Annotated in this window: 19 protein-coding genes; 9 read left to right on the top strand and 10 right to left on the bottom strand. The window is 66.6% G+C overall.

Annotated features, from left to right (window positions below; genetic code table 11):
• The first annotated feature begins 80 nt into the window (after positions 1-80).
• Both U3A55_RS11525 and U3A55_RS11520 read left to right on the top strand, forming a co-directional pair.
• Positions 81-920, top strand: coding sequence for a hypothetical protein (locus U3A55_RS11525; RefSeq protein WP_330991650.1), 840 nt, complete (start codon positions 81-83; stop codon positions 918-920).
• A 194-nt stretch (positions 921-1,114) separates the two neighbouring features.
• Entirely contained in the window at positions 1,115-2,398 is a 1,284-nt protein-coding gene (locus U3A55_RS11520; protein ID WP_330991649.1) for an adenosylhomocysteinase, read from the top strand.
• Positions 2,399-2,404: 6 nt separating this feature from the next.
• On the opposite strand, the gene U3A55_RS11515 is transcribed toward U3A55_RS11520, so the two are convergent.
• Complete coding sequence (locus tag U3A55_RS11515) at positions 2,405-3,829, bottom strand: hypothetical protein (RefSeq protein WP_330991648.1); 1,425 nt, start codon at positions 3,827-3,829, stop codon at positions 2,405-2,407.
• A 39-nt stretch (positions 3,830-3,868) separates the two neighbouring features.
• The gene (locus U3A55_RS11510) at positions 3,869-4,669 is read right to left on the bottom strand and encodes a formate/nitrite transporter family protein (protein WP_330991647.1); all 801 of its coding nucleotides are present in this window, start codon (positions 4,667-4,669) and stop codon (positions 3,869-3,871) included.
• Positions 4,670-4,755: 86 nt separating this feature from the next.
• Between U3A55_RS11510 and hjc the strand changes: the two genes are divergently transcribed.
• The gene (gene hjc, locus U3A55_RS11505) at positions 4,756-5,247 is read left to right on the top strand and encodes a Holliday junction resolvase Hjc (protein ID WP_330991646.1); all 492 of its coding nucleotides are present in this window, start codon (positions 4,756-4,758) and stop codon (positions 5,245-5,247) included.
• Here hjc and U3A55_RS11500 read toward each other — a convergent pair.
• On the bottom strand, positions 5,236-5,877 hold the full coding sequence (locus tag U3A55_RS11500; protein WP_330991645.1) for an SWIM zinc finger family protein: 642 nt from the start codon (positions 5,875-5,877) through the stop codon (positions 5,236-5,238). The two genes, hjc and U3A55_RS11500, sit on opposite strands and share 12 nt — an antisense overlap.
• A 258-nt stretch (positions 5,878-6,135) precedes the next feature.
• Here U3A55_RS11500 and U3A55_RS11495 point away from each other — a divergent pair, with 258 nt between their 5' ends.
• Positions 6,136-6,336, top strand: coding sequence for a DUF7472 family protein (locus U3A55_RS11495; RefSeq protein ID WP_330991644.1), 201 nt, complete (start codon positions 6,136-6,138; stop codon positions 6,334-6,336).
• Here the strand turns inward: U3A55_RS11495 and priL are convergent.
• Positions 6,333-7,406: a DNA primase regulatory subunit PriL gene (priL, locus tag U3A55_RS11490; protein ID WP_330991643.1), complete on the bottom strand. Its 1,074-nt coding sequence runs from the start codon at positions 7,404-7,406 to the stop codon at positions 6,333-6,335. The two genes, U3A55_RS11495 and priL, sit on opposite strands and share 4 nt — an antisense overlap.
• An 84-nt stretch (positions 7,407-7,490) precedes the next feature.
• Here priL and U3A55_RS11485 point away from each other — a divergent pair, with 84 nt between their 5' ends.
• Positions 7,491-8,078, top strand: a complete 588-nt coding sequence (locus U3A55_RS11485; protein WP_330991642.1) for a protein sorting system archaetidylserine decarboxylase — start codon at positions 7,491-7,493, stop codon at positions 8,076-8,078.
• A gap of 9 nt (positions 8,079-8,087) precedes the next feature.
• Here the strand turns inward: U3A55_RS11485 and U3A55_RS11480 are convergent, their stop codons facing one another.
• Positions 8,088-8,837: a hypothetical protein gene (locus U3A55_RS11480; RefSeq protein WP_330991641.1), complete on the bottom strand. Its 750-nt coding sequence runs from the start codon at positions 8,835-8,837 to the stop codon at positions 8,088-8,090.
• A gap of 279 nt (positions 8,838-9,116) precedes the next feature.
• Here U3A55_RS11480 and U3A55_RS11475 point away from each other — a divergent pair, with 279 nt between their 5' ends.
• Positions 9,117-9,332, top strand: coding sequence for a hypothetical protein (locus U3A55_RS11475; RefSeq protein WP_330991640.1), 216 nt, complete (start codon positions 9,117-9,119; stop codon positions 9,330-9,332).
• 65 nt (positions 9,333-9,397) lie between these two features.
• On the opposite strand, the gene U3A55_RS11470 is transcribed toward U3A55_RS11475, so the two are convergent.
• Entirely contained in the window at positions 9,398-10,141 is a 744-nt protein-coding gene (locus U3A55_RS11470; protein ID WP_330991639.1) for a DNA polymerase sliding clamp, read from the bottom strand.
• A 112-nt stretch (positions 10,142-10,253) separates the two neighbouring features.
• Here U3A55_RS11470 and U3A55_RS11465 point away from each other — a divergent pair, with 112 nt between their 5' ends.
• Both U3A55_RS11465 and U3A55_RS11460 read left to right on the top strand, forming a co-directional pair.
• Positions 10,254-10,886, top strand: a complete 633-nt coding sequence (locus U3A55_RS11465; protein WP_330991638.1) for an SOUL family heme-binding protein — start codon at positions 10,254-10,256, stop codon at positions 10,884-10,886.
• Between the two features lie 24 nt (positions 10,887-10,910).
• Complete coding sequence (locus tag U3A55_RS11460) at positions 10,911-11,681, top strand: 23S rRNA (uridine(2552)-2'-O)-methyltransferase (protein WP_330991637.1); 771 nt, start codon at positions 10,911-10,913, stop codon at positions 11,679-11,681.
• Here the strand turns inward: U3A55_RS11460 and U3A55_RS11455 are convergent.
• Genes U3A55_RS11455 through tatC (U3A55_RS11445) form a run of 3 tightly spaced genes read right to left on the bottom strand, consistent with a single transcriptional unit; the run spans position 11,678 to position 14,756 of the window.
• Positions 11,678-12,364, bottom strand: coding sequence for a queuosine precursor transporter (locus tag U3A55_RS11455; RefSeq protein WP_330991636.1), 687 nt, complete (start codon positions 12,362-12,364; stop codon positions 11,678-11,680). The genes U3A55_RS11460 and U3A55_RS11455 overlap by 4 nt on opposite strands.
• Positions 12,357-12,530, bottom strand: coding sequence for a ribbon-helix-helix domain-containing protein (locus tag U3A55_RS11450; RefSeq protein WP_330991635.1), 174 nt, complete (start codon positions 12,528-12,530; stop codon positions 12,357-12,359). The genes U3A55_RS11455 and U3A55_RS11450 overlap by 8 nt, the downstream gene beginning before the upstream one ends.
• Positions 12,531-12,554: 24 nt before the next feature.
• Positions 12,555-14,756, bottom strand: coding sequence for a Sec-independent protein translocase TatC (gene tatC, locus U3A55_RS11445; protein WP_330991634.1), 2,202 nt, complete (start codon positions 14,754-14,756; stop codon positions 12,555-12,557).
• A gap of 96 nt (positions 14,757-14,852) precedes the next feature.
• Here tatC (U3A55_RS11445) and tatC (U3A55_RS11440) point away from each other — a divergent pair, with 96 nt between their 5' ends.
• Entirely contained in the window at positions 14,853-16,034 is a 1,182-nt protein-coding gene (tatC, locus tag U3A55_RS11440; protein WP_330991633.1) for a twin-arginine translocase subunit TatC, read from the top strand.
• Here the strand turns inward: tatC (U3A55_RS11440) and U3A55_RS11435 are convergent.
• Positions 16,031-17,311 (bottom strand): outer membrane protein assembly factor BamB family protein, encoded by a 1,281-nt coding sequence (locus tag U3A55_RS11435; RefSeq protein ID WP_330991632.1) that lies wholly within the window; start codon positions 17,309-17,311, stop codon positions 16,031-16,033. The genes tatC (U3A55_RS11440) and U3A55_RS11435 overlap by 4 nt on opposite strands.
• Positions 17,312-17,381 lie beyond the last annotated feature (70 nt).

The raw sequence follows: 17,381 nt of genomic DNA, 5'->3' as shown, positions 1-17,381 counted from the left end.
TTTCTCGCTCGCTCGAACCGACTGAACGGGTCGAACGTTCGTCCCCCCTTTTCTCCGTCCCGCTGGTACGGTGGGATGCGATGCGCTCGATGAAATTCACCGCCGCGCTCGTCGCGGCCATGGCAGTGCTCGCGGTATCGGTACCCGCAGTCGCCGGTGCGACGGCGACCGGCGAACTGAGCGTCGGCGTCGACCAGCCCGACGCCGGAAGTGACGCGACCGTCACCGTGACGGCGAACGACACCGCGGTCGCGAACGCGACCGTGAACGTCACGGAGACGACGAACACCACGTACAACGGCACGGGGACGTACGCGACGGACGCGAACGGCACCGTCGCCCTCCCCGCGCCCGACACGAACGTCACCGTCGCGGTGACGGCGACGCACAACAACACCACGGCGTCCACGACCGTCACTCTCCTCGCGGAGACCGCGAGCGACGAGCAGACGAACGAGACGGCCGAGAACGAAACAGTGACCGAGGAGAGTCCGTTCGGCCAGCAGGTCCAGCAGTTCCTCGCCGTCACGTTCGGTGACGGCGCGGTCGACGGCCGCGTGCTCGCGGACTTCGTTACGGCGAACAATCCGGGCGCTGACGACCGCCCCGACCACGCCGGCCCGCCCGAGGACCGCCCCGGTCACGACGCTGGAAACGAAACGGATGACGTGAACGAGACGGCCGAGAACACCACGCAAGGCCCGCCCGAAGACCGCGGCCCGAACGGTGACGACGTGAACGAGGACGGCGAAAACGACACGCAGGGCCCGCCTGAGGACCGCGGTCCCGACCACGAGGCAGCCACGAACGACGACACCGACGAAGACGATAGCGACGACGAGGACGAAGACAGCGACGACGAGGACGACGAATCGAACGGCAACGGGAACGGCCGTGAGGGCGCGCCCGGCCGGAACTAACGCGCTCGTCGCGACGAGCGGGTGATCGAAGCGGCCATCGGTCTTTTTCTGCACGCGGTCGAAGTGCTGGTGTCGTCGCGGTGCCGAGTCGACGGTTGGTCGTATCGGAACCACCGCGACGGCTCGCCGTCTCCCACCCTCACGCGGTCTTCTCGCTTCGGTAGGGTTTTGGGTCGCGTACGTAAGGGATAGGTATGGAAACGGCTGCTCCCATCAGCGAGCGCGTCCCGGACGTGGACGCGAAACACGAGTCGGGCCGACAGAAGATAGACTGGGCCCGCGAACACATGCCGATTCTCTCCGCGCTCGAAGACGAGTTCACGGCGGAACGACCGCTCTCCGGGCAGACAGTCGGAATGGCGCTGCACGTCGAAGCGAAGACCGCGGCGCTCGTCGAACTGCTCGCGGAGGGCGGCGCGGAGGTCGCCATCACGGGCTGCAATCCGCTCAGCACGCACGACGACGTGAGCGTCGCGCTCGACGCCCACGAGAACATCACGTCGTACGCCGAGCACGGCATCGACGACACCGAGTACTACGAGGCCATCGACGCCGTCATCGACCACGAACCCACCATCACGGTGGACGACGGCGGCGACCTCGTCTTCCGCATCCACGAGGAGTACCCCGAGCTCGTGGAGTCCATCATTGGCGGCACCGAGGAGACGACGACGGGCGTCCACCGGCTGCGCGCGATGGACGCTGACGGCGCGCTCGACTACCCGATGTTCAACGTGAACGACACCCCGATGAAGCACCTCTTCGACAACGTGCACGGCACCGGGGAGTCCGCGCTCGCGAACATCGCGATGACCACGAACCTCTCCTGGGCCGGCAAAACGGTAGTCGTCGCCGGGTTCGGGTACTGCGGCCGCGGCGTCGCGAAGAAGGCGAGCGGGCAGAACGCGCACGTCATCGTCACCGAAATCGACCCGCGGCGGGCGCTCGAAGCCCACATGGAGGGCTACGAGGTCACGAGCATGGACGACGCCGCCGAACGCGGCGACGTGTTCGTCACCACCACCGGGAACCGCGATGTCATCACCGCGGACCACTTCGAGGACATGCAGGACGGCGTCGTCCTGGCGAACGCCGGGCACTTCGACGTGGAAATCAACCTCGAAGACCTCCGGAACCTCTCCGTGAACGAGCGCGAAGTCCGCGAGGGCGTGCAGGAGTACGAACTCGCCGACGGCTCACGCGTGAACGTGCTCGCCGAGGGCCGACTCGTGAACCTCGCGAGCCCCGTCAGCCTCGGGCATCCCGTCGAAGTGATGGACCAGTCGTTCGGCGTGCAGGCGGTCTGCGTCCGCGAACTCGCGACGCACGGTGACGGCTACGACGACGGCCTGCACGACGTGCCGGACGCGCTCGACCGCGAAGTCGCCGAACTCAAACTCGACGCCGAGGGCATCGAACTCGACGACCTCACGGACGTCCAGCGTGAGTACATGGACTCCTGGCAGCACGGCACGTAAGCGCCGCTACTCGTCCGACTCCGTTCTTTTGAGCGCGGCGATCGTTCCACCGACGAGCGCCGCGAGTCCCGTCCCGACACCGAACCCGGGCGTACTCCCCGACGTGGAGTCCGGCCCAGTTGTGGGTTCGGTCGCTGAGTCCGTCGTCGTGGCCTGCGTCGTCGGCGTCGCGGTGGTGGTCGAGACATCGAGCGTGTCGCGTGAGACGCCGGGGAGCACGTAGTACTCGGGGTCGGACGGGACGGACGGCAGGCCGTCCGAGTTGACGTATCGGTCGAGCCAGTCGTTCATCGACTCGCCGGCGTAGTGTGCGACCGCGTTCTCGAACCCCTGGTAGGACGCGAGGGGGAACGAGGTGTCAGTGAGCACGTCGATGAGCGCGCGGTTGCCTCCCGATCGTTCCTGAATCTCGGCGTCGAGCGCGGCGAGCACTTGCGAGCCCTTCCGGTAGTGGGCGCTGGTGCCGCTCCACGTGTACGGTTGGGCGAGGACGATGTTAGTGTATCCGGCGTCGTAGTTCTCGTTCGTGCTGTGCCGGGAGTGGAACTCGTTGAACGAGACGATACCGCGGTTGAACACCACGAGGTTACCGTAGTACTCGGCGCTCGCCTCGGTCAGCCACCGCATCCGACCGCCGCCGAACGTTCCGAACATGACGTGCGCGAACTCGTGGGGGAGCACGTCGGTGGGCGTCGTCGTCGGGACGGCCTTGGCCGACACGGCCATCGAAGTTCCGGACGCGAGCCCAGCGTTGGCGAACCGGCTGGACGGCAGGAGGAGCAGCGATGTCTCGCTGTACTGGCGGCGCTGGGAGAGATGCGTCTGTTGGAACGCCAGTTCCTCGAAGAGCACAGCAGGGTCGATGTCCCGGGTGAGCGTTTCGGGGGACACGATGGTCGCCCGTGCGTCACTCACGTACTGGCGGGAGACGGTATGCGGGCCGGCGTACGCGAACGACGGGACGACGATTCCCTCGCCGTCGAACGCGCGAGACCGGGACACGTCGTTCAGGTCACCCTCGACGGAACCGATGTCGAGGGATGGCGTCCACACGCAGGCCGCTCCGCCCCCGATGTATCCCCAGTTCTCCCGGCTGAGTTCGTCGCCGATGGCCGACGAGTCGGCCGAGAGCGAGACAGTCTGGCGCGGGGATTCGGTGCCGTCCCAGACGTACTCGCCGCCGTCAAGCTCGAACCCGTCAGACTCGACCGAGAACCCGGCCGGCATCGTGGAGAGGGAGAACGAGGACACCGAGTCCGGTACGTCGTACTCGAAGTCGAACCGAATTCGGGGGGCGGACCAGTCCGCGGAGACCGTCAGGGATTCGGAGAGCGTGCCCGCGGACTGTGACCCACGGACGGTTCCGACGGGGAGTGCCGTCAGCGCGGTGGCGGCCCCGGCGGACGCGAGAACGTCTCGACGAGTTTTCATACCGGCCCTATCAGATTAGATGATAAAAACTTTCTGCGGTTACTCCTCGCCCCGAACAACGTAGCCGTACTTGAGGAGCGCCACGAACAGCGTCCCACCGACGACGTTCCCGGCTGTCGCGAGCAACAGGAACCCGGCGTACGTGGAGACGCCGAACGCGGGCGACGAGAGGACGGCGGCGAGCACCTCGACGTTCCCCGCGATGGAGTGCGGGAGGTGAGCCAGCCCGATACCCATGGTGACGAGCCAGACGAACGCAATTCGGGAGAGCGTGGAGTCGGCGGCAGTGATGAGCCAGGAGAGTAAGCCCATCAGCCAGCCGGCGAACACGCCGCCCATGAGGAGGACGAGCGGCGGATGGTCGACAATCGGCCGCGCGAGGTGTGCGAACGCCGCGGGGTCGACGACGCCGTACGCGGGCGCGAGCACGACCATCGCCGTCGCGAACACCGCCCCCGCGAGAACGTTTCCGACGTAGACCAATCCCCAGAGACGAGCGAGTTTTCGAGCGGACGCGCGACCGTCGAGGACGGGGAGAACGGCGAGCGTCGTGTGTTCGGTGAACAACTCGGTGCGGCCGAGAATGACGAACACGAACCCGAACGTGTACGCGTTCGCGACGAGGAGCGTCGTCACGGGGTCGGGGAGCGCGCCGCCGACGAGCGTGAGCACGACGGCCATGAAGAACGGACCGAACCCGATGTCGAGGCCCGCGGATATCGCGGACAGGAAGAGCGCGCCTGCGGGACGTTCGAGTTCGTCCAACCCCTCCTCTATCTGCGCGGCGAGGATGTCCGTCTTCGACTTCTTATCGACAGGGGACGCGTCGCTGTCGCTCACTGTCCGCGGGTTCGAGCGGGTATCGCAAAAACCGCGTGGCCGCGGCGACACGTGTCGCTCTTTACGGCGGGCCCCCAACGGAGGGTATGGTCAAGAACCGGAAGGGCGACCGGCGGGAGCGCGAGCTCGTGAACCGCCTCGACGAGGCGGGGTTCGCGGTGATGCGTGCGCCGGCGTCCGGGAGCGCGACCCAGCGCGAACTCCCGGACGTGCTCGCGGGCGACGGCGAGAGTTTCTACGCCGTGGAGGCGAAGTCGTCGTCGGGCGACCCAATCTACCTCACGGGCGAGGAGATCGAGGCGCTCGTCTACTTCTCCCAGAACTTCGGCGCGCGCCCGAAGGTCGGCGCGCGCTTCGACCGCGAGGTGTGGTACTTCTTCCACCCGCACGACCTCCACCGGACGGACGGCGGGAACTACCGCGTGAAGAAGGAAACGGCGCTCGAATCGGGGGAAACCATCGCCGACCTGAAAGCCGCGAGCGACGACGATGGGGGCGCGCAGACCGTACGCGAGGTTCTGAACGCGTTCAAGCAGGGCGCTATCTCTATCGAGGACGCCGTGGAACTACTCGACTAGGGGTTCGAGGCGGCTCCTCGGGAACGCGTACCGCGTGAGGTCGCTCGGCGTGAGGTCGTCGGGCGCGAGGTCGCGACTGAGTGGATAGAGGACTTCGACGACCACGTCCGTCTCCGGGTACGCGCGGTTGGTCGGGTAGTCGGCGACGGTGGTGTCCCAGCCGGGAACCTCGACGGTGTTCGCGCGGTCCCGGGTGGTGCGAGCGACGACGAGGAGGTCACCGCGTTCGCGGTCGCGGACGAACCGGCCGGTAGTGAGCGTGCACGCGTCGCAGTAGACGGGCGTGGGTTCGTCCTCGTCGACGTACACCGGGCGCTCGCAGGCCGTGCAGGCGTCCTCGCGCTGGCCCGGCGCGGGGATGCGCCCGTCGGTCACGTCGATGGCGACCCGTCGGAGGTGCTTGCAGCGCGCTCGGCGGTGCTGGTAGTCCGGACACGTGCAGCGTCCCTCGCGGAGGTCGACGGTGTAGACGGTGTCGTACTCGGTGACGACATCGTAGCACCCGCCGCCGAGCGGGGTGACGGCCATGCGTTCGGTGCGCGCGCGGTCGGCCCGAGTGCTGGTGGGGCCGCCGGGCGAGAGCGCGGTCGGTTCGCTGGTCGTGGTGCTGGTGGGTTTCGATGGCACCATAGAAGAGAGTAGGCGCTCAGCGACCCTAAAGCGCTCAGTTCCGACGGATGTTTATGCGCTCGTTCTGGCGTCTGGGGCGTGCAGGCGGCCGGTATCGGGCGTCGAGCGGTGGCCGCACAACCGCGAGCGCTCGACGGCGAGCGTTACGTCACACCCCACAGATGGCCGCGGCATCCTATTTGAAGATGTGGCGGCCCGACGGAATTCTGAAAAACCGCGTTCGAAGCTCTTTTGATGCGTTCTCGGGAAGCGTTGGGTATGGCATTCGAGCGGGAGAAACTGGTGGAGGCCGGCTGGGCGACGCTCGGCGTGGCCGTGTTCATCGCGGCGCTGGTCGGAACGGCGGCGGTGAACGGGGAGTCGCTGGGCCGAGATGGCGCGCTCGCGACGGTCGGGACGCTCGTTCTCTTCCTCGTGGTAATGGGCGGAATCGGATTCTACCTGTCGACGCGCGACTAGGCGTCCGCGTCCTCGGTCTGTTCGCGCCAGTCGTCGAGTTCGTCCTCGTCGGCGTCGTCGAGTTTCGCCTCATAGTAGGAGAGCGGGTGGCTGATGTGGTCGCAGAGCGCGTCCGGGTTCACGCAGTCGCCGTACGACTTCATGGTGGCGCAGGCGGGCGCGGTGTACTCGGTGGGACTGCTCTCCCCCTGAATGTGGTCTGTCTGGTAGCGCGTCATCTCCTCGCCGAACCCGGGATTCACTTCGTATATCTGGACGATTTCGTCCGTGCTGAGGCCGATGTTCGCGAGGAACGCCGTGATGGCGAACCGGCTGTGGTGGGGGAGGTGGTCGCCGCGCTGCACGCGCTCGAGGAGGTTCGTCATGCACGGCGGGAAGAGTTCGGGGACGACGGTGTCAATATCCCGTGTGAGGTCGAGCTCGGAGAGCACGGTCTTCACCTCGGAGACCTCCGCGCCGAGTTCGCTTCCGATGGCGTCCGGCACCGAGAGCGGGAGGCCGTCCGCGACCCGGTCCTCGACGGCCTGCCGGAGGAGCTCGTCGAGTTCGAGGCCGGTGACGGGAACCAGGCCGTCGTCGAGGCGGCGGTTCACGAGCCGCCAGTCCTCCCCGCGGATGCTGGAGGAGAGCAGGAGGTAGGTGGCGACGCCCACGTCGAACCCGTCCTCGGTCGAGGTGACGTGCTCGCGGAGGTCGAACTCGGCGAGGAGGTCGCGGCGGTCGACGCGTTCGTCGCCGCCGACGCTGGCGAGTTCGTCGTCGCTCGCGAAGTCGTCACGGAAGCGCTCGTACGCGGTGTTCGCCTCGCCCTGCGCGTACCGCCGCACGAGGATGTTCTCGTCCACGAGCGAGACGATGACGCGCGCCACCGGATAGGAGAGGAGTTCGACGCGCGTGCTGTGCGCGGCCTCACCGATCTCGCGGTCGGTAACCGCCGTGGTGACGCGCTCCAGCGCGCGCTCCACGACCGCGTCGTCGTTCTGCACCACGTCCGCGAGGTCCACGCCGGCCTCCTGGACCGCCGTGCGGGCGCTCGCGAGGAACGGGTAGCGGGCGTGGCGCGCGTCCATCTGTTCGCGTTCTCGTGCCGGACCCGAATAAACGCCGCGGATAGGGACCGAACCACCCAAACACCCGGCGCGCGAACGCGGAGTGTGCAATTCGCCCCCGGCGCGCGACGGCTCGCGGCGTACGCGCTCGTCGCCGCACTCCCGTTCGCCTTCGTTCCGTTCGGCCTCGCAGTGGTCGTGCTCGCGCCCGCCGCCGTCCTCTGGTTCCACCGCGACCCCGACCGCGCCACGCCGGACTCGGGCGTCGTCGCGCCCGCCGACGGAACCGTTTCCGTGATTCGGGAGGAGGACGACTGGCTGCGCGTCGGTGTCTACATGAGCGCCGCCGACGTGCACGTCAACCGCGCGCCGAACGGCGGTTTTCTCGAACACGTCACGCACACGCCCGGCGCGCACAAGCCCGCGTTCTCGAAGGACTCCGACAGGAACGAGCGCGTCACCTTCCAGTTCGGCGACCACGAGGTCGTGCTCGTCGCGGGCGCGTTCGCCCGCCGCATCCACCCCCACCTCGAACCCGGACAGGTCGTAGCGCGCGGCGACCGCATCGGCCACATCAGCTTCGGCAGCCGCGCGGACGTGAAACTCCCCCCGACGTACGAGAAAGCGGACGTGCTCGTCTCGGAAGGCGACACCGTCCGCGCGGGCGAGACGGTGATAGTGGAAAAGAGCTAGGAGAGAGCGTTACGAGAGCGTCTGTGTCGCGTGCACCTCGTACGCACGCTTCTTCAACCGCTGATACTCCGCCTTCGAATCTAACTCCCACTTGTACTCGAACCCGGGTGGTGCCTCCCCCATCCACTCGATGAGCAGTTCAGTGTCGTCGCAGGAGAAACGGAGTTCGTGGCGTCTATATTTCGGCGAAATATCGAACGTGTCGAACAAAGATTCGAGAAATTCACCTCGTTCTTTCTCGTTTCGTGCTTTGATTCCGAGTCGTGGACGCCCCCACGATCCGAAGTCGAGATACCCATCACAGAGATACCAGAATTTCGCGACAGTCGGCGTTAATTCCAAACGGCCGGGAAACCGCTTCCCACCGTCCGGATACCACGTCTCACGCATCTCGTCGAAAATGGGATGGGTACGCGACCAAAGGGTGTACATATCGTGATAGTTCTCCTCCCTAGCAGTAGGGCTGAATCCGGTTTGTCGGTTGTTTGACGCGAGTTCGGACGCCGTTTTCTTGAGGGAAACACCCGTGGATAGAATACCTAGTCGGTCGTCCAGCCATTCCAAGAAGGTTCGATTCGTCATAGGCACGTGAATAAGGGAGGTATAACCGCTGCGCCGAACAGGTATTGATCCGTCGCCCATGAGAAGGCCGGTCAGTATTTCCTCGATTTCGGGTTCGATTTCTGGGTATGGACACGTTCCGTGCCACCAATGTAGACCGAGACGGTCGAAGTCTTCCCCGCAGGAGGGACAACGCATCTACGCCACCTCCTGACGGTGGTGGTGCGTAGCCGTGGACGTCTGCAGTCGCTGGACGATACTTGTTTGAGGGCGTGTGTCGTTGTTCGTCATGGGTTTGCTGACTTGCGAACCCAGGTCGCGTGTCACCAGCACGCGGCCGTTCTCGAAACGGCAAATCCTGGCCCGCAATCATTGTGACGCCGGGCCCCACGATAAACATTAGCTCCTAAGGTTTATATCCGATGGGTAAAGGGTGATGAGGTAGGAACTAAGGTCGGCGCGATGGAACACTAGACGATGCTTGATGAGGCCGATCTCGCTCCCGCCGACGAAGCCATTCTCGACCTCCTTCGAGATGGCCGCATCACCGCGCCGTTTGTTGTCGAGGAAACCGGATACAGTCTCCAGTACGTTCGGGAACGCCTGACTAGGCTCGTTGAACACGGGAACGTGGAGAAAGTCCACGAGGGGCTTTACGAACTCGTGGCCGACCCTCGAGAAGAATATAATTGAGTGTTTTTCATCTCGAGGGGTCTAAATCCGACGTCCGGTAAAACCGAAATCCACCCTTACAGACTCTAATCCGACTGAATTCTGGGTGCAAGCATGTAGGTTACGCTACCTTTTCCTTCGGCGAGGTCGAAGTGGAGTTTGACGGGGAATTCCTCGCCGAGTTCGGCCGTGATTTCGGCGTCTTTCGGGATGGCTTTGTTCATGTCCTTGAGGTAGTCGAGGCTGAACAGGCTGTGCGCGGGGCCGACTTCGAGGTCGATGAGTTCGTTCTCGTCGAGTTCGAGGTGGACGTCGTCCGTGTCGCCCTCCGCGTCGACGTAGAACAGTTCGGACGTGTCGTCGACGCCGAGCGCGATGTGGTCGGAGACCATGTCGGCGGCGCGGACGGCGCGGTGGAGGTCCGCGCCCTCGATGACGACGGTGGCGGGGAGGTCGAGGTCGGGGAGGTCGGGTTCCTGCCGGATGCTGTCGGGGTCGATGAGTGCGAGTGTGTATTCGAGGCCTTCGATTTGGATGTGGAGTTTCCGGGTTTCTTCGTCGAGTTCGAGGTGGATGAGCTGGCCGGCGTCCGCCATTCCGGCGATATCTTCGAGTCGGGAGAGGTTGACGCCGATGAGGCCGCCGTCGGCGTCGTATGACTCGAAGGCGTCGCTGGAGAGTTCGAGGTCGACCATGCCGACGTTGGCGGGGTCGACGGCGCGAATCGCGAGTCCGTCCTCGTTGAGGTGGATTTTGCATTCGTCCACCAGCACGCTCACGGCGTCGAGTGTGGTGCGGAGCGTGTCGGCGCTAATAATCGCCTTGAACATCTTGTCCACGGATAGGACGAGGCGGCATAAAAAGGCACACGGTACGCGCGCGTGCGTGAAGCGCGAGGGGGTGGGCGAATCGGCTTTGGGGGTGGCGCGCGAACTGTCGGGCATGGAAACGCGGACGACGCTGAAACTGGTCGGTGGCGCGGTCGGTGCGGCGGCCGGCGCGCTGGGCGCGTGGACGCTCGCGGACGCGCTCTCGACATGGCGCGTCGAGAGCGTCGATTACACGTACGTCGGGGACGTGGACGGCGTGGAGCTCCGCCGGTATCCCGAGCTGGTGTGCGTGGAGACGACCGCGCCGTCGGAGCGCACGGCGTTCCGGCGGCTCTATCGCTACATCGACGGCGCGAACGACGGCGGTGAGTCGGTGGCGATGACTAGGCCCGTCGAGACCGAGGACACGGACGGTGACGTGACGATGGCGTTCTTCCTCCCCGAGTCGTACACGCCGGAGACGGCGCCCGAACCGTCGAACGACGCCGTCTCGCTCGTCGTTGAACCCCCGAAAACGCTCGCCGTGCTGACGTTCTCGTGGTGGACGCCCGCGTTCCGGGTGCGGAGGAAGGAGAGCGACCTGCTGGACGCGCTCGAAGCGACCGACATCGAGACCGTCGGGGAGCCGGCGCTGCGGCGGTACGACGCGCCGTTCACGCCGCCGTTCCGTCGGACGAACGAGGTCGCAGTCGAGGTCGAATCGGGGAGCGTGCGCCGATATCTCGCGGGCGAACGAAGCACGTAACCGCTCGCGGGCTCATTTTCGGGTATGAGCGGGAAGGACGAATACTACAATCGCGCGAAACAACAGGGGTATCGCGCCCGGTCGGCGTACAAGCTCAAGCAACTGGACCGGGAGCTGGAGCTCCTGCCGTACGGCGCGACCGTGGTCGACCTGGGCGCCGCCCCCGGCGGGTGGATGCAGGTCGCCGCGGAGGAAGTCGGGTCCGACGGCCGCGTTATCGGCGTGGACTTCCAGCGGATCGACGACATCGAGGACGTGGCCGCGACCGTGGAGACGGTTCGCGGCGACATGACCGAGGACGACACGAAAGCCGATGTGAGGGAGGTCGCGGGCGGCGACGTGGACGTGGTTGTGTCCGACATGGCGCCGAACATGACCGGCGAGTACAACCTCGACCAGGCGCGCTCCATCTATCTCGCCCAGCAGGCGCTCGAAACGGCGCGCGACCTGCTATCGCCGGGCGGGCACTTCGTGGTGAAGGTGTTCGAGGGCCCGGACTTCGACGCGTTCGTCGACGACGTGGAGGAGTCGTTCAGTTTCGTTCGCGTCACCAGCCCCGACGCGTCCCGGGAGTCCTCCTCGGAACTGTACGTCGTCGGGAAGAATTACGTGAACGCGCCCGTCGCGGCCGGCGACACCCTCACCGTCACCATCGAGGACGAGGGGAGCGAGGGCGACGGCATCGCATACGTCGAGGGGTTCACGGTGTTCGTCTCAGATGCGAGCGAGGGCGACGAGGTCGACGTAGAAATCGAGGACGTGAAGCCGAACTACGCGTTCGCCTCCCCGACTTAGCGCCGGAAGTACGCGACCGTTCCGTAGACGAACGGCGTGTCCGCGAGCGCGATGGCGAGCTTCAGGACGTACTGCCCGACGATGAGCGACGCAACCATGGAGAGTTCGTTCGCCCGCCCGACGCCGAGGTACGTCGGCGCGAGGTAGAACGCGACCGTGACGAAGATGACGGTGTCGATGGCCTGACTCGTCGCCGTTGAGGCGATGTTGCGCAGCCAGAGGTACTTGTTATCTGTTCGGCGGCGGATGGCGTGGAAGACGTAGACGTCCCAGTTCTGGCTCACGATGTACGCGAGCAGGCTGCCGGCGACGATGTTCGCGCTCGACCAGAGCACGCGACTGAACTCCGACTGGCCGACGCCGGAGAAGGGCGCGATGGGGGCTTCGATGGTCGTCCAGACGAGCGCGAGCATCAGCAGCGTCATCCCGAACCCGACGTTCACGAGAGTCTGGGCGGCGTTCCGGCCGTAGAGTTCCGAATAGCAGTCGGAGGCGAAGAACGTGAGCGCGTACGCGAGCGCCGCGCCCGGCATCACGAGCGAACTCCCGGTGACGGGGATGCTGAACGGCAACTGGAACATGAGGAGTTTCGACGCGGTGAGCTGGCTCGTGACGAGCGCGGTCATGAAGACGCCGATGAGGACGACGCGACCGGTCGTGAGCGGGGACTCGGCCCTACTCATCGTCGAGCCTCCCGTGGCGGGCGTCGATTTCGTCGAGCTGGTCGAGCGTCTTCCGAATGCAGGCGCGCAGGGCTTCGCTGCGGTTGACGAACTTCCCGTTCTCGCCGACGTGCGCGTCGAGGTCGGTGAGGAGTTCCTCGGGCACGTCCACGCTTATCTTGGGCATACCCGAGTATTCGCGAGCGAATACTTAGGCGGTGCGTTCCGCCGACGCGCGCCCGCCGCCGCGGCGGCCGCCGAGCGTGACCACCCAGAGCACGCCGAGGCCGACGAAGTAGGCAGTGGAGAGCGGGATACCGACGAGGAGCATCGTGTACACGGTGTCGGGGGTGAGGAGCGCGCCGAGCGCGAAACTCACGAGGACGGCGACCCGCCAGCGCTCCCGCATGGTCCGGTAGGAGACGAGGCCGCCGCCGTAGAACAAGGCCATCGAGATAGGTACGTCCATCAGGAGACCGATTCCGGCGGTGGTGAGGAACACCATCCAGAGGAAGCTGCTGATGCGGTAACTGATGACCATGTCCGCGCGGAGCGCGTCCGCGACGAGGTACGTGATGATGTTCGGCGCGACGAACAGGTACCCGAGGACGCTGCCGACGACGAGGCCACTGAAGACGCCGCCCGCCCAGACGACGATGGTGCGGCGGTTGCCGGTGACGATGCCGCGCTCCGCGAGCACCGGCCACGCGTAGTAGACGACGAGCGGGAGCGTGGCGAGTGCGGCGGCGACCGCGCTCACTTTCGCCTCGAAGACCAGCGCCTCGACCGGGTGGAGGGTGATGGGCCACTGCATCGCTGACGCGGCGGTGCCGGGGTCGGCGGCCGGTCCCGCGCTGGCGTTACTCGCGGTGCGAACGTCCGCGGGCAGGCGGCCGATAAAGTCGTCGCGGAGCGTCGCGAGACCGCCGTAGTAGAGGAAGCCGAACGCCGCGACGAGCACGCTCATGAACACCGCGGCGATGCGGAACGCCCGCCCCCGGAGCGCGCCGAGCACGGCGAGGATGTCCTCGTAGTACCCGCCCACGTCGTCCTCCGTCGTCTCGTCTTCGGTGAACGCGTCCAGCATTCCCGCGGTGCGCTTCGTGATAGTGCCGGCCTCCTCGTCCTCCGCGGCGGCCTCCTCGGCCTGCTCTTCGCGTTCGTCCGCGGCGTCGTCGAACCGGTCGAGGATGGCTTGTGCCTTCTCGTCGTCGCCGTCGTCGATGGCGGTTCGAGCGGCGTCGAGTGCTTCCTCCTCGTCCATCGCGACGAACCGCTCCTCGGGGGCGGCGCGGACGCCCGCGGCGTCGAGCACGTCGAGGTTGAGGTTCTCCGGACTCGGAACCTGCCCGCCGTACACCTCGGCTTCGGCGGACGCGGCGCGTTCGATGGCGACGAACACGACGTACGCGAGCGCGCCGACCAGCGCGACGACGCCGACGGCGACGCCGACGGGAATCGGGTCGTACTGGGGGAGGAGGTAGGCCTGCGGGTAGACAGTGCCGGAGAGCGCGTCGTTCACGCGGGCGACGACGCCGTAGCGGTACGCGCCGTACCCGGCCGCGAACCCGACGACGGCGACCGCGAGCGGGAGGTTCCAGCGCTCGCGGAGCACGCCCGCCACGTCGATGCGTTCGCTCCCGCGCTTCGCGGTGACGACCAACCGCGTGATGTAGAGGCTGACGCCGTACAGGAAGCAGAGCGGGAGCGCCCACAAAATCTGCGTGAAGGGGTCGGGCGGCGAGAACACCGCGCCGAACAGGAAGATGCCGACGATTGCGTACTTCCACTTGTCGCGGAACGTCTCGTACTGGACGACCTCGGCGTACGCGAGCGCGGACATCACGAGCGGAAGCTGGGCCGCGAGGCCGAAGGAAACCGCGAGCATCAGGATGAACTCCGTCCACATCACGATGGAGTACATCGGCGCCAGCCCTGCCTTCACCGCGTAGTCCGCGAGGAAGTAGAAGACGATGGGGAAGAACAGGCCGTAGGCGTACGCCACGCCGAGCGCAAACAGGAGAGCGGCGGCCACGCCGAGCACGGCGAGGTGCCAGAGTTTCACCTGCAAGTCCGGGACGATACCGCGCTCCTTCAGGGGTTCGCGGGCGTGGTAGAGGAGAACGGGAACCGTGGCGAGAACGCCGGTTATCAGCCCGATTTTCACCTGCATCAGGATGACGTCGAACGGCGTCTGCGTGATGATGCGAGCCTCGGTCGCGAGGAGGTCCGCGCGGAGTTCCGGCCAGATGACCCATCGCATCGCGAGCACGCCGCCGAGCAGGCCGACGACGAAGAAGACGAACGCGACCTGGAGTTTCTTCTGGAGGGTGCGGAGCGTGACGCCGATGGTTTCGCGGCCGACGCCGACAGCGCGCGCTGCGTCCTCGCGTACGCCGCCCGAGCTACTCATTCCTTTGCGGGTAGCCGACTCCGAGTTATCAATCTTCTCGTCTGGTCGGCGAAGTAAAAAGCCTATAACGCGGCACGCGCGTATCTCCGCCAACGAATGGGTGACGGCGAGGACGCGAACGTCGGCAACGACGGCGACGAGTGGCCTCCCGGGACGGACGTGCCGGTCGGGGACCACGACGAGCCACGGCAACCGAAACCCGACGACGGGAGCGATGTGTCCGCCGACACCAGCGGGGAGCGCGAGCCAGACAACGACGCGAACGGGGCGTCCGCGGACGACGTGACGCCGGCGGTTCGCCGGGTCGAACCGACGCCCGCGGTCCGCCGAGTCGCGCCGACGCCCGCAGTTAGACGGGTGGGTGGCGAGGAGGACGCGAACGGCGTGGAGCCGACGGTCGCCGAACCCGAGCAGCCGCGCGAAGACGACGTGGAGACCGTAGAGAGCGACGAGGCGTTCCCGGACATGCCCGAGGACGCGATGGGGGGCGCGACGCCAATCGAGCGGAAGGACGAGACGGTCGGCGGCGTGAAGGGACCGGATACTGACGAGGAGTTGCCGCTCGCGGACCACGTCGAGGAGATGATAAAACGCCTCGCCATCGTCGTCGGCGCCGCGGGCCTCGTCAGTATCGCTGTCTGGCCGCTCGGCGAGGAGATAATCACCCACCTCTGGTACGCCGTCATCCCGGCGACGCCGCCCGCGCCCACCGGAACCGCGGGCCGCGGCGCACCCCACCTCTATCAGCCGCTCGAACTCCTCATCACCCAGTTCAAGGTCGCGTCGCTCGCCGGATTAATCGTCGCGCTACCCGTGTTCGTCTACCAGACGTACGCGTTCATGCGCCCCGGCCTCTACCCGAACGAACGCCGGTACTACCTCGCCGCCGTCCCAATGAGCCTCGTGCTCGCCGTGCTCGGCCTCACGTTCGCGTACTTCGTCGTCCTCCCCGCCGTCTTCGGCTACTTCTACAACTACAGCCAGCCCGTCGCCGACATCGCGTTCGCCCTCTCGGACACCTTCAACCTCATCCTCATCCTCATGGGCTACCTCGCCGTCGTCTTCCAGATTCCCCTGTTCATCATGCTCGCCATCATGATGGGAATCACGACCCGTCGCTGGCTCGAAAACCGCCGCCTCCTCTTCTGGGGCGGCTTCCTCGGCATCTCCTTCCTCTTCACGCCCGACCCCACCGGCGTCGCCCCCATCCTCGTCGCCGTCACCATGGTCGTCCTGTTCGAGGGAACGCTCGGCGCGCTCCGCTGGACCGGGAACTAGCGCGAGCGAACGCCGAGCGCGGGGCCGTCCCAGCCCGTGACGACGACCGTGTCGCCGGCGAGCGAGAGCGCGCCGGGCGTCGTCGGAACGTCGACACGCCACCGCTGGCGGCCGGACGCGGCGTCGAGACCGTACACGCGGGACGGCGCGGTGTCGCCCTGCACGCCAACCACGAGCGTCGACCCGGCGAGCACGGGCGGTGTGAGCGTGCCGTACCCGTCGAGCGGCGTCCGCCAGCGTTCCGTGCCGTCACGGGTGACAGAGACTGCGTCGACGCCGGCCGCGTCGAACGTCGCCGCGTAGAGCGCGTCGGCGTCGAGCGCGGGACTCGACACCCAGTCCCGGTATTCGCGTGCCCACAGGCGTTCACCCGTCTCGCGGTCCAGTGCCGATAGCACGCCGGGGGAGTCCTGGACGAGGCGCTGGTCTCCGAGGAAGACGCGGTCGTCGCCGACGACCGGCGGGTCGCGGAGCTGCACGCGAAGCGGTCGTCCATCGGGTCGCGCCGCCGTCCACGCCCGTTCAGGCGGGTCCCCGAGATAGCGACAGAACGCGTCGCAGTTCGGCCCGACGGCTACGAGGTTACCCGACGCGCCCTCGGCGTAGACGGTGCCGTCGGCGACCGCGGGCATCGGCGTGTAGGAGGCGTCGGAGAGGGCGAGCGAGTAGTCGAGCGTGCCGTCGTTCGCGGAGAGCGCGAGCAGTTCGCTCGATGCCGGCGGCGCGGCGCGGGCGCTCCCGGTTCCGACGGCGACGTAGACCGTGTCGTCGGAGACGAGAACGGACCGCGACCGCGGGGTGTCGCGCGAAAACGTCTCCGTCCACTGCACGGAGAGCGTTTCGCGGTCGAGTCGACGCACGGCGAGCGTGCCCGTGTCGGGCGCGCTGGCGACGAAAACGCTGTCGTCGCGGAGCGCCGGGCCGAACACCGCTTCGTCCGCGAAGTGCTGCGAGGCCGCTCCGTCCGCGCTGTCGAGGACGTGCAGGCCCGCGCCGCCGACGTACGCGCGCTCGCCGTCGCTCACCGATTGCGGGAAGTAGGAGAAGTCGTAGACGAACCCGCCGTCGAGAACGTCGCGCCGCCACGCGACTTCGGGGGACGCCCCGAGGTCGGCGGCCGCGGCGGCAGTGCTCGCGGTGTCGTGATAGGGCATTGGCCAGTCCGCAGCCTCGACGAGCGTGTCGCCGGTCGTCACGGTCGTCGAACAGCCCGCGAGCGCCGCCACAGCGGCCGACGCCGTCGCCGCCAACACGCCGCGGCGAGACAAGTTTCCCATATGATAATTTTTCCGTGTGGAGTTATATAATTTTGGCCCGGCTCGACTGCGTTTAGCTCCGAAAAGCGTC

Source organism: Salarchaeum sp. III, assembly GCF_036418315.1.
In the GTDB taxonomy this organism is placed as follows: domain Archaea; phylum Halobacteriota; class Halobacteria; order Halobacteriales; family Halobacteriaceae; genus Salarchaeum.
The sequence above is the reverse complement of the archived record's forward strand: the minus strand, read 5'-3'. Positions and strand labels throughout refer to the sequence as shown.

Coding starts and splice junctions, on each gene's coding strand:
- priL (WP_330991643.1), bottom strand. CDS start 7,406: ATGGACGCGCGCCACGCCCGCTACCCGTTCCTCGCGAGCGCCCGCACG.
- U3A55_RS11435 (WP_330991632.1), bottom strand. CDS start 17,311: ATGGGAAACTTGTCTCGCCGCGGCGTGTTGGCGGCGACGGCGTCGGCC.
- U3A55_RS11515 (WP_330991648.1), bottom strand. CDS start 3,829: ATGAAAACTCGTCGAGACGTTCTCGCGTCCGCCGGGGCCGCCACCGCG.
- tatC (WP_330991633.1), top strand. CDS start 14,853: ATGGGTGACGGCGAGGACGCGAACGTCGGCAACGACGGCGACGAGTGG.
- U3A55_RS11465 (WP_330991638.1), top strand. CDS start 10,254: ATGGAAACGCGGACGACGCTGAAACTGGTCGGTGGCGCGGTCGGTGCG.
- U3A55_RS11520 (WP_330991649.1), top strand. CDS start 1,115: ATGGAAACGGCTGCTCCCATCAGCGAGCGCGTCCCGGACGTGGACGCG.
- U3A55_RS11525 (WP_330991650.1), top strand. CDS start 81: ATGCGCTCGATGAAATTCACCGCCGCGCTCGTCGCGGCCATGGCAGTG.
- tatC (WP_330991634.1), bottom strand. CDS start 14,756: ATGAGTAGCTCGGGCGGCGTACGCGAGGACGCAGCGCGCGCTGTCGGC.
- U3A55_RS11480 (WP_330991641.1), bottom strand. CDS start 8,837: ATGCGTTGTCCCTCCTGCGGGGAAGACTTCGACCGTCTCGGTCTACAT.
- U3A55_RS11450 (WP_330991635.1), bottom strand. CDS start 12,530: ATGCCCAAGATAAGCGTGGACGTGCCCGAGGAACTCCTCACCGACCTC.
- U3A55_RS11475 (WP_330991640.1), top strand. CDS start 9,117: ATGCTTGATGAGGCCGATCTCGCTCCCGCCGACGAAGCCATTCTCGAC.
- U3A55_RS11500 (WP_330991645.1), bottom strand. CDS start 5,877: ATGGTGCCATCGAAACCCACCAGCACCACGACCAGCGAACCGACCGCG.
- U3A55_RS11495 (WP_330991644.1), top strand. CDS start 6,136: ATGGCATTCGAGCGGGAGAAACTGGTGGAGGCCGGCTGGGCGACGCTC.
- U3A55_RS11470 (WP_330991639.1), bottom strand. CDS start 10,141: ATGTTCAAGGCGATTATTAGCGCCGACACGCTCCGCACCACACTCGAC.
- hjc (WP_330991646.1), top strand. CDS start 4,756: ATGGTCAAGAACCGGAAGGGCGACCGGCGGGAGCGCGAGCTCGTGAAC.
- U3A55_RS11455 (WP_330991636.1), bottom strand. CDS start 12,364: ATGAGTAGGGCCGAGTCCCCGCTCACGACCGGTCGCGTCGTCCTCATC.
- U3A55_RS11460 (WP_330991637.1), top strand. CDS start 10,911: ATGAGCGGGAAGGACGAATACTACAATCGCGCGAAACAACAGGGGTAT.